The organism is Cycloclasticus sp. (assembly GCF_019090545.1).
In the GTDB taxonomy this organism is placed as follows: Bacteria; Pseudomonadota; Gammaproteobacteria; order Methylococcales; family Cycloclasticaceae; genus Cycloclasticus; species Cycloclasticus pugetii.
Window position 1 is genome coordinate 1 of record NZ_JAHRVT010000001.1, and the last position, 15383, is coordinate 15383.

At 42.4% G+C, this 15383-nt stretch carries 12 protein-coding genes; 7 read left to right on the plus strand and 5 right to left on the minus strand.

Going from position 1 to position 15383, the window contains the following annotated elements; genetic code table 11:
• Positions 1-136: 136 nt before the first annotated feature.
• From lptC to mgtE, 7 genes are all read left to right on the plus strand, one after another.
• Positions 137-694 (plus strand): LPS export ABC transporter periplasmic protein LptC, encoded by a 558-nt coding sequence (lptC, locus tag KUG63_RS00005; RefSeq protein WP_015006447.1) that lies wholly within the window; start codon positions 137-139, stop codon positions 692-694.
• Positions 681-1184, plus strand: a complete 504-nt coding sequence (gene lptA / locus KUG63_RS00010; protein ID WP_020932198.1) for a lipopolysaccharide transport periplasmic protein LptA — start codon at positions 681-683, stop codon at positions 1182-1184. The genes lptC and lptA overlap by 14 nt, the downstream gene beginning before the upstream one ends.
• Positions 1184-1909 carry an LPS export ABC transporter ATP-binding protein gene (gene lptB / locus KUG63_RS00015; RefSeq protein ID WP_015006449.1) on the plus strand — a complete coding sequence of 242 codons (726 nt, stop codon included), beginning with the start codon at positions 1184-1186 and terminating at the stop codon, positions 1907-1909. Before lptA ends, lptB begins: the two co-directional genes overlap by 1 nt.
• 99 nt (positions 1910-2008) lie before the next feature.
• Positions 2009-3457: an RNA polymerase factor sigma-54 gene (locus tag KUG63_RS00020; protein WP_015006450.1), complete on the plus strand. Its 1449-nt coding sequence runs from the start codon at positions 2009-2011 to the stop codon at positions 3455-3457.
• A gap of 28 nt (positions 3458-3485) precedes the next feature.
• On the plus strand, positions 3486-3776 hold the full coding sequence (gene hpf, locus KUG63_RS00025; protein ID WP_015006451.1) for a ribosome hibernation-promoting factor, HPF/YfiA family: 291 nt from the start codon (positions 3486-3488) through the stop codon (positions 3774-3776).
• 44 nt (positions 3777-3820) lie between these two features.
• Positions 3821-4678 carry an RNase adapter RapZ gene (gene rapZ, locus KUG63_RS00030; protein WP_016389951.1) on the plus strand — a complete coding sequence of 286 codons (858 nt, stop codon included), beginning with the start codon at positions 3821-3823 and terminating at the stop codon, positions 4676-4678.
• A 99-nt stretch (positions 4679-4777) separates the two neighbouring features.
• A complete protein-coding gene (gene mgtE / locus KUG63_RS00035) occupies positions 4778-6136 on the plus strand; it encodes a magnesium transporter (protein ID WP_015006453.1) in 1359 nt (452 codons plus the stop codon).
• An 18-nt stretch (positions 6137-6154) separates the two neighbouring features.
• On the opposite strand, the gene pmbA is transcribed toward mgtE, so the two are convergent.
• Genes pmbA through rng form a run of 5 tightly spaced genes read right to left on the minus strand, consistent with a single transcriptional unit; the run spans position 6155 to position 15139 of the window.
• Positions 6155-7510 (minus strand): metalloprotease PmbA, encoded by a 1356-nt coding sequence (gene pmbA, locus KUG63_RS00040; protein WP_020162501.1) that lies wholly within the window; start codon positions 7508-7510, stop codon positions 6155-6157.
• Positions 7503-8945: a metalloprotease TldD gene (gene tldD / locus KUG63_RS00045; protein ID WP_015006455.1), complete on the minus strand. Its 1443-nt coding sequence runs from the start codon at positions 8943-8945 to the stop codon at positions 7503-7505. The genes pmbA and tldD overlap by 8 nt, the downstream gene beginning before the upstream one ends.
• Positions 8946-8957: 12 nt before the next feature.
• Positions 8958-9794 carry a carbon-nitrogen hydrolase family protein gene (locus KUG63_RS00050; protein ID WP_287553575.1) on the minus strand — a complete coding sequence of 279 codons (837 nt, stop codon included), beginning with the start codon at positions 9792-9794 and terminating at the stop codon, positions 8958-8960.
• Positions 9784-13671, minus strand: a complete 3888-nt coding sequence (locus KUG63_RS00055; RefSeq protein ID WP_287553577.1) for a YhdP family protein — start codon at positions 13669-13671, stop codon at positions 9784-9786. The genes KUG63_RS00050 and KUG63_RS00055 overlap by 11 nt, the downstream gene beginning before the upstream one ends.
• Before the next feature lie 16 nt (positions 13672-13687).
• Positions 13688-15139, minus strand: a complete 1452-nt coding sequence (gene rng / locus KUG63_RS00060) for a ribonuclease G (protein WP_015006458.1) — start codon at positions 15137-15139, stop codon at positions 13688-13690.
• Between the last annotated feature and the right edge of the window lie 244 nt (positions 15140-15383).

Consider the following 15383-nt stretch of genomic DNA (forward strand, 5'->3'; position numbering starts at 1 on the left):
ATACTTGGATACTGCCAAGGCCAAACAGAACGACTCGGGGGACACGGTGCCGCTCGAGAAGTCTGTGATACTATTTTAAGCATTCAAGACAAACTCACGCCTTCTGTGCAACTGTTCTGTGACACCTAACACCCTAATGAAACCCCTTAAAATCCTTGCCTTGGCTCTATTTGCCGCTGGCACTTGGTGGATTGCCTTCACACAAGAGCCAGAAGCGCCTGTACAAACGGCAAAACCAGGCCATAAAATTGATTATTTTTTAAAGCATTTTGAAGCCCTCAGCATGACCTTATCGGGCGAACCAAAACAACGAATAAAAGCAGAATACATGCAACATTTTGTTGATGACGACAGCACCGAGCTTACTCGCCCTATCATGACCATGTATTCATCAGACAAACCTGATTTACACATTAATTCGGAGACTGGTTATTTATCTTCAGACGGTGAACTTGTTTTACTCAATGGTGCCGTAAACATCAGACGAGAGGCATTAAAAAATATTGCGCCACTTGAAATCGACACGCATAATCTACGCATTCAATTGCCCAACGATTTTGCAGAAACCGATGAGTTTGTGAAAATAAAATCTGGCACTAACGCCATTGAAGGCATGGGCTTACGTGCCCACTTTCGAGAACCCATTAATATTAAAATACTAGAACAAGTTCGAGGCCGCCATGAAATCAACTAAACAAACGCTTCTTTTTTTAACACTGACATTAATCTCAGTGACAACACCCTTGTGGGCGCTCAGTACAGATAAACAAAAACCGGTAGAGGTTGAGGCCGATAACTTTAATTTAGATGACGCGAAAAAAATTACCGTCTATTCTGGTAACGTTATTATCACCCAAGGCAGCATGGAAATTATAGCTGATAAAGTCACCATTCATGGCGTTCGCGGTACCACCGATAAAGTTATTGCCATTGGAAACCCAGTTAAATTCAAACAACAACCTGATGGTAACCAAGGACTTATTCGAGGTGAAGCTAATCGGTTTAACTACTTGGTAACCAAAGACACTTTGGTGCTATTAGACGATGCCACTTTATGGCAAAACGGTAACACCTTCGCCAGCGATCGAATTGAATACGACAGCAAGCGCTCTATCGTCAAAGCAGGTGATAAAAAAGCAGGCTCTAAACGTGTAAAAGTAACCTTAGAGCCTGCAAAAAAATAATGAGCACCTTAAAAACACATAATATCTGCAAACAATTCAATAATAGAAAAGTTGTTGATAACGTTAGTATTAACGTAAAAAGTGGTGAAGTTGTTGGTTTATTAGGCCCAAATGGTGCAGGCAAAACAACCTCTTTTTACATAACCGTTGGCCTCATTAAACCTGACAGTGGCGATGTCTTTCTTGATGACGAAAACATTACTCAAAGCCCTATGCATGTTCGCGCACGTCAGGGTCTTGGCTATTTACCACAAGAAGCCTCTATTTTTAGAAAATTAAGCGTAGAAGACAATATTCGCGCCGTTCTACAAACACGAAAAACACTCTCACCCGGCCAGCAAGAACTGGTTCTTGATGAGTTATTAAATGAGTTTGCAATCGATCAATTACGTACTCAAAATGCCTTAGCACTTTCTGGCGGTGAAAGACGCCGATTAGAAATAGCCCGTGCGTTAGCCACTGAACCTCGTTTTGTATTGTTAGATGAGCCTTTTGCCGGCGTTGACCCCATCTCTGTTATTGATATTCAAAAAATCATCCATCACTTAACCGAACGAGATATCGGTGTCCTCATTACCGACCATAATGTTAGGGAAACCCTAGGTACTTGTGATCGTGCATACATCCTAAATAATGGTCGTGTTATCACCGAAGGATCAGCTGAAGATATCTTAGAACACCGCGAGGTACGGGACGTTTATCTAGGGCATGAATTTCGCATGTAATTTCCAATTAAAAGTCATTCTTTTTGTTGAAATATGGGCTAAACTTACAACATGAGATGTCAGCAAGTTTTTAATTCTTTTGTACAACAGGCGGTATAAATGAAGCAGTCATTACAGCTTCGAATAGGTCAGCATTTAACAATGACCCCTCAATTGCAACAGGCTATTCGCTTGCTGCAATTATCGACAGTAGAGCTTCAACAAGAAATCCAAACCGTCCTAGATGGCAATATGATGTTGGAAGTTCCGGACGAAGAGCTTCCTGCTAATCAAGATGCTATAGACAAGAAAAATCTCCCCGCCGATGAAAAAACCAGCGAAGGTTCACAGGACCTTCTACCTGACGAGTTAGCCGTCGACACTTCATGGGATGACATTTACGACCTAACCCCCTCACCCGGACTTAATCAAGCTTCAGACAGTATCGCCCCTGACCCTGGTAGTATCAATTCTGCTAAGCAGACTTTACATGATCACCTGACGTGGCAGATGGAGTTAACCAATTTCTCAGATACTGACCGCGTCATAGCCACCACCATTATCGACAGTATCAACGACAACGGTTATCTAAATTCAAGCCCTGAGCTTATTCACCAATACCTGTCAGAGCAACTAGACAATTTAGATCTAGATGAAGTTATTGCTGTTTTACATAAAGTGCAGTCATTCGACCCCATAGGTGTTGGAGCACTTGATTTACAAGATTGCTTGCTCATTCAATTAAAGCAATTGCCAGAAAATACGCCGTTTTTGTCACTTGCTATCGAACTGGTCAGCAACTGTATGCCAGCACTTGGCTCTCAAGATAGTACAAAACTTAAACGCCAGATGGGCGTTGATGACGATACATTAGGGCAGATTATTGCTCTTATTCAGCAGCTCGATCCACGACCAGGGTCAGGTGTTGAAGAAACCAGTACCGAATACGTCACACCTGATGTTTATGTTAACAAAGTAAAAGGTCGCTGGCAGGTTTCTATCAATGGAGAGATCGCGACAAATATTCGTATTAATCCTTATTACCAAACGCTGATTAAACACGGCGATAAAAGCACCGACACTCAGGCCATGAAAAACCACTTGCAAGAAGCGCGTTGGTTTTTAAAAAGCCTACAAAGCAGAAATGAAACGTTGATGTTAGTCGCACAAGAAATTGTTAACCGGCAGCATGAATTCCTTGAGCATGGCGCTATCGCCATGAAGCCGATGGTATTACGTGACATCGCTGAAACCGTTGAAATGCATGAATCAACCATTTCACGCGTTACGACAAACAAATACATGCATACACCCAACGGTATTTTTGAACTCAAGCATTTCTTTTCAAGCCATGTTTCAACTGACACAGGTGGAGAGTGTTCCGCTACTGCGATTCGAGCCTTTATTAAAGAACTTGTTAGTAACGAAAACCCTAAAAAGCCTCTTAGCGACAATAAAATTGCCGTTATACTGGGAGAAAAAGGCATTAACGTTGCGAGAAGAACGATCGCCAAATACCGCGAATCCATCTCAATACCCCCTTCTAGTCAAAGGAAGCGAATTCTTTGATTTTTTACCACCAAAACAGGAGAGTTATATGCAATTAGATCTATCTGGACACCACGTTGAAATTACCGATGCAATTAGAGAATATACAAATACAAAATTTGGTAAAATTAAACGTCATTTTGATAAAGTTATCGATGTACATGTTGTTTTATCCGTTGAAAAACTTGAACAAAAAGCAGAAGCGACTATTCAGCTAAACGGCTCAAAAATTTTTGCTGAAGATACGCAAGAAAACATGTATGCAGCCATCGACAACTTGGTTGACAAGTTAGATAGACAAGTTATAAAACACAAAGAAAAGACTAACGCTCACCGCTAATTAATTAAGGCCGACTTCACCGTCGGCCTTTTTACTGACTTATTATGAAATTTATTATCGTTAGTGGTTTATCCGGATCAGGAAAAAGCGTCACTTTAGATACCTTGGAAGACGCCGGTTTTTACTGCACGGATAATTTACCTGTTGCCTTATTATCAGATTTTGCAACATTGCTGACAGATTCAAAAAAACCTCTCTTTAGCAAAGCCGCTGTTGGCATCGATGCACGTAATGACCCGTCGTCCTTGGAGCAGTTCAGCGGTTTTATTGAACAACTAAAAAGCAATAATATCGATTATGACATTATCTTTCTTAGAGCCAGTAAAGGCAGTTTAATTAAGCGTTTTAGTGAAACTCGACGAAAACACCCCTTATCTGACAGCAATACCTCGTTAGATGAGGCGCTAGACTTAGAACTTAACCGACTTAGCTTAATCTCAAGTCATGCAAGCATCCAAATTGATACAACGCACAGCAATGTGCATGAGTTACGCGGAATCATTCGTGAACGTGTAAGCTTTGATAACAGCACAGGTTTGTCGCTTCAAGTCATGTCCTTTGGGTACAAACACGGTGCACCCAATGACGTCGACTTTGTATTTGATGCTCGATGCCTCCCTAACCCATATTGGGAACCAAGTTTGCGTGAATTCACCGGGTTAGACAAACCTGTTATCGAGTTTCTAGATGATAAACAACTCGTTCAAGATTTTCTTCAAGATACCGCTAAATTCCTGACTCGCTGGGTGCCAGAGTTTATCAATACAAACCGTAATTATTTATCCATTGCTGTAGGCTGTACCGGTGGACAACACCGCTCTGTTTACCTCACAGAAAAGTTAGCAAAATACCTTACTTCTCAAGCACTTAACGTAATCACTCGACACCGCGAATTAACCTAAGTCTATTCGGCCTTGACAGTTCGCATAAATAACAAAGCAGTCAACAAATGATTACGCTAGAATATTAGGTGTTTACAGTACCTGATTTTTATTATTGATATGTCAGCTTCTCCACAACATGAGAACACCCATGAGCACCTACGTTTACTCGCCGGTAACCTCGACAGCGGTGCTTTATCAAAAATTGAAGCCCAACTAAACGAACTTCATCCTGCTGAAATAGCTAACCTTCTCGAATCACTACCACTACAAAACCGACGTATTGTCTGGGAGCTTACCAACCCTGAACTAGCCGGTGACATTTTAGTTGAAGTAAATGATGAAGTACGCCTAGGGCTTATCGAACATACCGATGAAGACGACTTAGTTGCAGCTGTCGGCTCACTAGATACTGATGATCTGGCTGATATTTTTGAAGACCTTCCGAAGGTTGTTTTGCATCAGGTTGTCCGTGCCATGTCAAACCAAGACCGACGACGACTACAGTCTGTCATGTCTTATGATGAGGATAGCGCGGGGGGGTTAATGAACCCTGACATGGTCACTATTCGCCCAAATGTGGATCTTGGTGTGGTTTTAAGGTACCTAAGACAACGCAGTGAATTACCGGCGAATACTGACAAATTATTTGTTGTCGATAGAGATGATCGTTATTTAGGTATTTTGAACATCTCAGATTTGCTGACAACCAATTCTAAAGAGTCGGTGAGCAACACCATGATCACTGACCAAAAAGCCTTACTGCCTACCTTATCTGCTAATGAGGTGGCCCTATTCTTCGAAGATTACAACCTCGTTTCAGCGCCTGTTGTTGATGAGGACAATCGATTACTTGGGCGCATTACCGTTGATGATGTTGTTGATGTTATTCGTGATGAAGCCGATCGCTCCTTGTTAAGCTTAGCCGGTCTAGATGAAGATGATGACATGTTTGCACCTGTCACAAGGAGCGCTAAACGTCGTGCAGTTTGGCTAGGAATTAATTTATTCACCGCTTTTCTAGCTGCTTGGGTTATCGGTATATTTGCAGCAACCATTGAACAGGTCGTTGCCCTTGCGGTTCTTATGCCAATTGTTGCCAGTATGGGTGGAATTGCCGGTAGCCAAACATTAATGCTGGTAATACGAGGCATTGCACTGAATCAAATTGGCACTACCAATGCTCGTTGGCTATTATGGAAAGAATTAGCCGTCGGCAGTTTAAATGGTATTCTATGGGCTTGCGTTGTCGCCGCAATAACTGGGTTTTGGTTTCAAAGCCAATCTCTGGGCCTTTTGATTGGTGTTGCTTTGGTTATTAACTTAATCGTTGCTGCACTGGCCGGCGCCACCATTCCGTTAACGTTAAAGAAAATGAATATAGACCCAGCTATTGCTGGGGGCGTTATTCTAACGACGGTCACTGACGTTATCGGCTTCTTTTCTTTCTTGGGCCTCGCAACCGTTTTTCTAATTTAAATCAGTCCAAACGCTGACTTACGAACCAGCAATGGTCATTTCACTAACTAAAATAGACCCTGTCCGCGTATTCCCTCTAAGGTCTACATCATTACCCACAGCAACAATAGATTGATAAATATCTTTTAAATTACCCGCTATCGTCACCTCTTCTACTGGGAACTGGATGACCCCATTTTCAACCCAAAAACCTGCGGCTCCTCTGGAGTAGTCACCGGTCATTGTATTCACTCCCTGACCTATCAATTCAGTCACTAGCAAGCCTGTATTCATTTCTTTAAGCATGCCATTAAAATCCAGCTCACCGGACTTAACGGTCAAATTATGTACGCCACCAGCATTAGCCGTGGTTTTCATCCCAAGCTTACGCGCTGAGTAACTACTTAAAACATAACCTTCGACTACGCCTGCTTTAACAATGTTCCTTGCCGATGTGGCCACACCTTCAGAATCATACGTTGCACTACCCATTGCTTGAGCTAACAAAGGCTGTTCATAAATATCAATAAATGAAGGAAAAACTTGCTGACCTAAACTGTCCAAAAGAAATGATGATTTGCGATATAAATTTCCACCTCTAATGGCTGATATAAAATGGCCGATCAGGCCACCGCTGACTTCAGCAGCAAACATAATAGGGCTTTTTCTAGTGCTAATGGCTTTAGCTCCAAGACGGTTTATGGTTCTTTTAGACGCCATTTCACCTACTTTTTTAGCATCATCCATTGCACTAGCCTGACGAGCAACGGTGTACCAATAATCGCGCTGCATAGTTCCATCACGTTCACCAATAACTGAGCAGCTCATGCTATGGCGACTAGCCGGATAACCATGATTAAACCCAAGGCTATTGGCTAGCACTCGGGTGCCCTCAAATGTTTGAATACTGGCACCCTCTGAGTTGCTAATGTCTTTATCATAAAAACGTGCGGCATCTTCACACCTTACCGCCATTTCAATGGCTTCATCCGCACTAATAGTCCATGGGTGATATAACGATAAGTCAGGAAAAGTTGTTGCCAAATACTGCTGTTCTGGCAGCCCAGAAAATGGATCTTCTTCAGCATACTTCGCAATTGCACACGCTGCAGACACCATTTCTTTAATTGCCGCAGAATCCAATTTTGTGGAACTAGCAGAGCCCTTCTTATGGCCCTTATAAACGGTAATACCAATACCCTGATCACGATGATGCTCTATCGTTTCAACTTCCCCCAAGCGTGCATTCACAGAAAGGCCTTGCCCAACACTAATAGCCGTTTCTACTTGGTCTGCACCCTGTTTTTTTGCTTCTAATAAAATATCGGCTGCAATATTTTTCAATTGCTCCGTTTTTTGTTCACTGTTAGTTGATGTATCCACTGACTTAGGCATGCGTCCCTCCTACTGTCAAGCCATCAATTTTTAGTGTTGGCTGGCCGACTCCAACCGGAACACTTTGACCTTCTTTACCGCAGGTTCCAACCCCTTGATCTAATTTGAGATCATTCCCCACCATGCTGACTTTGTTCAAGACATCTGGGCCATTACCAATTAACGTTGCGCCTTTGACAGGTTGGGTTATTTTTCCGTTTTCAATTAAGTAGGCTTCGCTGGCTGAAAACACAAACTTACCCGAGGTAATATCCACCTGCCCCCCTGCAAAATTGACTGCATACAAGCCATTTTTTACCGATGACACTATCTCAGCTGGCTCACTTTTACCCGGCAACATATAAGTATTTGTCATTCTAGGCATTGGTAAATGTGCATATGACTCACGTCGGCCGTTTCCAGTTGCTGCATGCCCCATCAGGCGCGCATTCATTTTATCGTGCATATAGCCCTTCAATACACCATTTTCAATTAATGTTGTACACGCCGTCTTAGTACCTTCATCATCCACCGACAGTGAACCACGCCGACCTTCCAACGTTCCATCATCCACCACAGTGCATAATGGCGAGGCCACCTTTTCACCAATGCGTCCACTAAACGCTGAGCTGCCTTTGCGGTTAAAATCGCCCTCTAATCCATGGCCTATTGCTTCGTGTAGGAGAATCCCCGGCCAACCAGGCCCTAATACGACTGTCATGGTACCTGCTGGAGCCTCAACTGCTTCTAAGTTAACCTGCGCTAAACGCACAGCCTCTCTTGCATAACTCATTGCTCGATCTTCTTCTAAGAAGTATTCATAACCTTGTCGCGCGCCACCACCCGAACCACCTTGTTCACGTCGCCCATTTTCTTCTATGATAACCGACACATTCATTCTTACTAAGGGTCGGATATCGCTGCTTAGACTGCCGTCATCCGTTGCCACCAGTACAACTTCGTAAACACCCACCAAACTAATAACGACTTGTTCAATACGTGCATCCAATTGACGTGTTTGCTGATCAATACGTTTTAATAAAGCCACTTTCTCTTCACGAGTCATGGTATTTAATGGGTCAATGGGTGCATACAAGCTAGGCATATCATTGAACATAGTAGCCTTTAAAATACCCGAACGTCCCCCACTCGCTATTGCTTTGACGCTGTTCGCGGCGGCTAACATATTCGGCAGTGTTAGTTCCTCACTGTAGGCAAAACCTGTTTTTTCCCCGCTCACCGCTCGAAGACCAACGCCTTGTTCTATATTGTAATTGCCATCCTTCACGATACCATCTTCAAGAACCCACGACTCACTGCGTGACGATTGAAAGTAAATATCTGCCTGATCAATGTTAGTCGACAGTAATGACCCCATCACATTGTCTATATCGTTAATTGATAAACCGACAGGTTTAAGAATCAAACTTTCTGCTTGTTGAATTAAATCGCTCATAATGTCTCGTTATTAAAGTCGTCTATGCTGAATCGCCGGTAGACTTGTTCTGACCTTGTTTAGTTCTGATTTTTTGAATGTCGCTAGGGCAATACCATTGTCGATGTCTAAGCTCGATAGCACATCACCCCAAGGACCGACAATCATACTATGTCCGAAGGTTGAACGGCCATTATTATGCTGACCACCTTGGTTAGCCGCAATCATATAACACGAATTCTCAACGGCCCTAGCCCTACATAATAATGACCAATGTGCTTGACCTGTGAGTTCAGTAAAAGCCGACGGTACGACCATAAACTCCGCCCCTTGGCGTAACAGTTCACGGTAAAGTTCGGGAAAGCGTAAATCATAACAAATAGACAACCCCATCTTACCAAACGGCGTATTAACTACCACTGGGGAATCACCTGCTAAAAAGTTCTCTGATTCACGATAACGCTTCTTGCCATCCGCTATGTCTACATCAAATAGGTGCATTTTATGATAATACGCCTGTCGCTCACCCTTAGCGTTATAGACCAAACACGTCGCATATACTTTGTCTTGTACCGGCGAGCTTATCGGTAAAGAACCCGCCACTATCCAACACGCCGTCTTTTTTGAGAGTTCACTTAAAAAACTCTGGATTGCCCCCTCCCCTAACGTTTCAGCAATCGATAGAAGTTGCCCCGAGTGCTTGGCCATTAGTGCAAAGTTTTCCGGCAACACAACCAGTTTTGCTCCCTCAGACACCGCTTGGTTCACCCAATATTCAACGGCTGTTAAATTATCTGCAAGTTGGTCAGATGATGTCATTTGAACAGCCGCCACCGTTAACTCTTTTTTCATCATGGCATTACGGCTCATTAGCCTTCTGCCCTGAAACAGGTAACTGGCCAAGTGTTGCATCAAAAACAGGCGTTAACACATTATCCATCATGCCAAATATTTTACCCCCAGGTTGACTAATTTGTTCTATCGTCGGGTCACGCCATGGCCCGGTAACACTATATTGATAGCCGGCCAATTTATTCACTGTTTTGCCAGCAATTTTTTGAGCGATAAATACCGCTGCGCCGACCAAAGGACCACCAGCGATAGCACCGGCTAAAGGTAAGCTTTCCGTTGTTTTTGGTGTCACCGTAATCAACTGATCTAATTGTTCGTTAACTAAACTAACATCCCCTTGAAAATCTAAGCGAGCCGACGGGCTTTCTAAATAAAAACGCTTTGTAGATGCCTCGCCTTTTAGCAAGTTAAAGCGCCCTTTTATTTTATCAAAACTCAAGCCTTTTTGTACCAAATCACTAAAGTCGAGCTGCAAGCGCCTTTGCAGTGTATTTAGACTCAACAAACCAAAAATCCGCCCAATGCCAGGCTCGACATCTAACAAACGCCCTTGACCTGATTTTATCTCTGCATACCCACTGAGCGTATCTTTTGAGAAATCTTGCGGCTCGCCTAACCAGTTCAAATCAAAATAAAACTCGACGGGCGCATCTTTCAGTTTCTTGGTGATGTGCATATCCGCTAACAAAGAACCTAATGACTGACTATTAAGCGTTCCTTTTAAACCCGTTATACTTTGCCCATCCAGAACTTCCCACGCGCCGCCCGCTTTAAAGTCATCACGATCTGATTTTAAAGATAATGTTTCAATCACGACTCCATTATCTTTTTGACGAAGCTGCAATGTCAGCGTTCCTAGTTTTGAGCGCCCAATAAAAAACTCTTTGCTACTCAAATCTAGATTTGGGATATCAGTAGGGCTCATTGGCGGTATTTTGCCGCTATATACCTGCCCCTCATTAGAGGGTAGTTTCAAGGTATCTAACTCTAGACTTATTGTGCTTCCATCAACAAATTTGTCCGGCACTTTATATCGACCTATAACAGTTGGGCTGTTGACCTCGCCCGACCAAGTTGAGTGCTGATGCGTGCCACTAACAAGCACATTATCAAAAATTCTATCTAGCCATTCTAGCGTTCGAATATTGAGGTTAAATTGGTTGATCATGGGCGGCTCTGATATACGACTTGTGTCAACACCAAGAGCTTGCTGCCACTGTGTAATATTTAACACCTCGATTTCCCCAGATAACTGAACTCCCTGCTTTACCGGTAGTTTCGACTCGTCTTTACCAAAATGAATATCTGCTTTTTCTAGGGCCAGTTTTTTATCCTGACTATTGGTTAATCGTATATAGGTTTTAAGGCTGTCTCCATACCAGGCTTTAATTGGTAATGAGGACTGACCCAGCTGCACTATCGCCTTAAAGGGCTTTACTTGATTTTTTTGCTTACCTACCGGCGCGGGTAAGTCCACCCCTACCCCTTTGAGAGAACTGCTTAATGTGATCGTCGATAACCTTCCAGTCGCTAACCCCTTATGCGGTAACTCAACCTTTACCTTGGCCAAACCAGCACCCTTAATATGCCTCCAAAAGTCTGACGGGTACTGTTTTGCAAGACGCGAAATAGTTAACGGGCCCTTACCTTCAATGACCGTACTATCTTTTTCCGTCTTGATCGCTAGACTAAGTTTTTCATCTAAGAAATGCCCAGTAATTGAGTCCCCACGTATGCCTTGGTCGTCATATTCAATTTCACCTTCAATAGCATTAATAACCAGCCCAACATCAGGAACCGTTAGGCGATTATCTTTTAATTGCGCTTTCGCTTTCACCTTTGTTTTAAGGTTTTTCCTAAGCGGTATATCAAGGTTTAAATCTAAAACCGAGGACCCAGACACAGTGCTGTAGTCTAATAAGCCACTCATCTGTTCATTAAGCGGTGACTGCTTAAAAAAGGTATATAAGCCTTGAATATCATTCTTAACCTTACCGCTTAGGTGTAAGTATTTATCTGTTTTAAAATCTGCGATATTAACAAGAACATGATCAATTTCATTACCCGCTATTAAGCCTTCATGCCCATCAATCTTCATCCCTTCATTTTTAAATTCAATATCCGCTGACACGCCTAACGCATCTGGCCACTTATCTGCATAATGTAAGCGGAGATTTTGTGCGCTAAATAGCACTTGAAAAACACCTTCATTTTGACGATATGGGAAACTTGATAATGGACCGCTAAGTAATAACCCACCTCCTTGAACCTCACCTTCTATAAAAGCTGCATCTAACCAATTAACAACCTGTTTGCCCATGATACCAACCGGTAAATAAAGCGCTGTATAGCGGCTATCCGCTGCACCAAAATTTGTTTGCAAGTCGATCGAAGGTTTTTCATCGCCATCAGGTAACGTAACGTTCACCCGTGTTTGTGTCGCAATATGCGGTGAATTCATCGTGATATGATCAGACTTTATTGACCAGCCATACGCGTCTTTATGCCACGTTAATTGACCATTTAGCTGATCAACCTTTATCGGTTCTCTAAACAGCGGCGTAAAGTGTATCGAGCCGTTATCCACATCAAGCTGTAACCAACCTTTATCTTGCGTTGCACAGCCTGTTCCAGAAAAATTATTAATACTTGGAAATGCTTCATACGCCTCGCTCGTCAAGCCTTGAAGCTCGCCGCAAGTAGCCCAGCTAAGCTGTGTGTCTCGGCGTTGAATAGAAACACTTGCATGATTTAATAAACCCGTTGGTTTAACCTCTTTAAGAATAGGTAAGACAGAATCGTCTGTCACATTAACAGACTGAAAAATACTGGTAATGGCCTTTAAATTAAGCCCATTTGCTGTTACATCAAAGGAATAATTATCCGCATTATCCGAGCGATATTGCACATTAAATTGGCTTTCCTTCTGCATGCTGTTCTGTGTTTTAAACACAACATCTTGGGCTTTTAATGTCCAACCATTCAAAATGGTTTCCCAAGCAAAATGACTACTAAAGTCAGACACATTGATTTCATTATCGCCCTGCCTAAGGCTGGCTCTTCGTACCAAGGCATTGCCTTTAACCTTTGACAATTTAGCGGCTTTCCACGTACTCCAAAGCTCAACATCACCTTCACCTTGGTCAATAGACAACGTTTCTACTTTTAACCGCGTCAGGTATTCAGCTATATCAATGCCTTCTGCCTTAAAGTAGCCTTTAGCATCCCAGTTTGTTGTTGATAAAACATCCCCTCTAACTTTAATAGCTAAAACAAAGGTTCCCCCTTTTTCTGTTGGCAATGCCGCAGTCACTTTGAGTGCATGTTCTGGCCCCTTGTTTTGAAAAATGATATTTGCCTTTTCAAGGGTAATGTCTGGCAAGTCTCGTAAATCGTCTTGCCATATGATCTGACTATCCATTACTTCATAACGTCTACCCTCTAATAACCAAGAAAAGTCACCTGATGAAGCATCCGTGTTTTTTGCAGTTGTCAAACCAACGAGAGAAAAACGCCCATCAGCAAGCCGCTGTATTTTAATATGACTATTAACGATGGTTATTTTATTTGGCTTGGTTTCCCCCGTCACCAAATCAAGTGGATTAAACGATAAGCGAATTTCACCCACCTTGAGTGCGTTTGTTTGTTTGTTCAGCCCATTTATTGTTATCCCTCTTAGGCTTAACTGTGGATTGAAACCAGACATTCTCGCCGACAAGCTGGTAATACCAACCTCAGCACCTATTTCTTCAGACAAGTACACTTCTAAATCATGTTTGTACTCGGGCACCTCTGTTAAAAAAAATCGTGCCGTCATTAGCAATACCGCAAGCACACCAAGACTTACGGTAAAAAACCATAATAAGGAATGTCCAAATAAACGTACTTTACTCACTATTAATACTCTAGTTTTATACTAGCACCACATCATATTGTTCTTGGGTATATTCATTTTCTGCTCTAAAACGAATGCGTATACCAACAAAAGATTCTAAGTCTGCCAATGTTGTTGATTCTTCATCGAGCATCATGTCGACAACTTCATTTGACGCCAACACCAATAGCTCCTTTGCTTCGTATTGCCGAGCATCTCGTATAATTTCACGAAAAATCTCATAACACGTCGTTTCTGGTGTTCGCACCATCCCCGTGCCTGAACACGTAGCACAAGGTTCACACAACACTTGCTCCAAACTTTCCCGCGTCCGCTTACGTGTCATTTCGACCAAACCTAACTCGGAAACATTACTAATTGTATATTTTGCATGATCCTTAATCATTGCTTTTTCTAAGGCATTCAACACCGCCGCTTTATGCTCTTCGTTATGCATATCAATGAAATCGATGATGATAATGCCACCCAAGTTTCTCAGCCGTAACTGGTGTGCAGTAACTTGAGCCGCTTCCATATTAGTTTTAAAAATAGTTTGCTCTTGATTACCTCGTCCTAAATAACTGCCAGTATTAACATCAACCGTTGTCATTGCTTCTGTTTGGTCAAGTATCAAATGCCCACCTGACTTTAACGGCACTTTTCTTTCCAATGCTGCCTTTATGTCACTTTCAATGCTGTACATATCGAATAAGGGCCGATGGCCTTTATACAATTCTAATAAGTGTTCTACTTCTGGCATAAACTTGATTGAAAAATCCAGCATTCGATCAAAGTTACTCTTCGAATCTATAACAATTTTAGTGACTGATGTTTGATACCAATCCCGTAATATCCTCAAAGCCAAAGGTAAATCTTCATAAATAAGCCCAATAGGCACTTCTTTTACTTGAAGACTGATCACTTCCCAAAGTTTGTTAAGAAACAGCATATCAGCGCGAATACTCTCTTCACTAACCCCTTCTGACGCAGTTCTTGCGATATAACCACCTGAGTAACCTTGCTCTTTAAAAATCTCCATACACGCTAGCAACCGTTCTCGCTCGGCTTCGTCTTCTAATTGTTGGGACAGCGCTAATTTTTCAGAATAAGGCAAAAAAACTTGGTAACGAGATGGAATTGAAATACTCATCGTTAAACGCGGGCCTTTTGTACCAATGGGGGCTTTCAAAACTTGTACGACAACTTTTTGACCTTGCTGCAAAAAATGCTCGATGCCTTTGTCTTCCGAAGGAGTTTCCCCCGCCACCAACACGTCAGATGCATGTAAAAAACCAGCCCGGCCGATACCAATTTCCACAAAAGCCGCTTGAATACCTGGCATAACACGACATATTTCACCACGATATAAATTTCCAACAACATCTCGTTTACGCTGGCGCTCAATAATCAGTTCTTGCAAGACACCATTTTCAAGCACCGCCACCCGTGTCTCAGGCGGCGTGATATTTATCAGAATTTCATCGCTCATTTTTTCTAAACCATTGGTTATTTAGTATTGATGAATATAGTTAGGGTATCGACCACTTTACTATGAAAAGCCTTTTTTACTGCGTTGATTTTACGCTTATTACACCGCCGCATTTATCAATTTGCTGATAAAAACAGATAACCAACTTGCAAATAAAAAATGTAAAAACTAGTCCCACACAAACATTAATAGTTTTACCGCTATGGGACGGAAAAGTTGCCGATAAACCTGAGGCTGACTAAGG

Coding starts and splice junctions, on each gene's coding strand:
- rapZ (WP_016389951.1), top strand. CDS start 3,821: ATGAAATTTATTATCGTTAGTGGTTTATCCGGATCAGGAAAAAGCGTC.
- rng (WP_015006458.1), bottom strand. CDS start 15,139: ATGAGCGATGAAATTCTGATAAATATCACGCCGCCTGAGACACGGGTG.
- lptA (WP_020932198.1), top strand. CDS start 681: ATGAAATCAACTAAACAAACGCTTCTTTTTTTAACACTGACATTAATC.
- tldD (WP_015006455.1), bottom strand. CDS start 8,945: ATGAGCGATTTAATTCAACAAGCAGAAAGTTTGATTCTTAAACCTGTC.
- mgtE (WP_015006453.1), top strand. CDS start 4,778: ATGTCAGCTTCTCCACAACATGAGAACACCCATGAGCACCTACGTTTA.
- hpf (WP_015006451.1), top strand. CDS start 3,486: ATGCAATTAGATCTATCTGGACACCACGTTGAAATTACCGATGCAATT.
- pmbA (WP_020162501.1), bottom strand. CDS start 7,510: ATGCCTAAGTCAGTGGATACATCAACTAACAGTGAACAAAAAACGGAG.
- lptC (WP_015006447.1), top strand. CDS start 137: ATGAAACCCCTTAAAATCCTTGCCTTGGCTCTATTTGCCGCTGGCACT.
- lptB (WP_015006449.1), top strand. CDS start 1,184: ATGAGCACCTTAAAAACACATAATATCTGCAAACAATTCAATAATAGA.
- KUG63_RS00020 (WP_015006450.1), top strand. CDS start 2,009: ATGAAGCAGTCATTACAGCTTCGAATAGGTCAGCATTTAACAATGACC.
- KUG63_RS00050 (WP_287553575.1), bottom strand. CDS start 9,794: ATGAGCCGTAATGCCATGATGAAAAAAGAGTTAACGGTGGCGGCTGTT.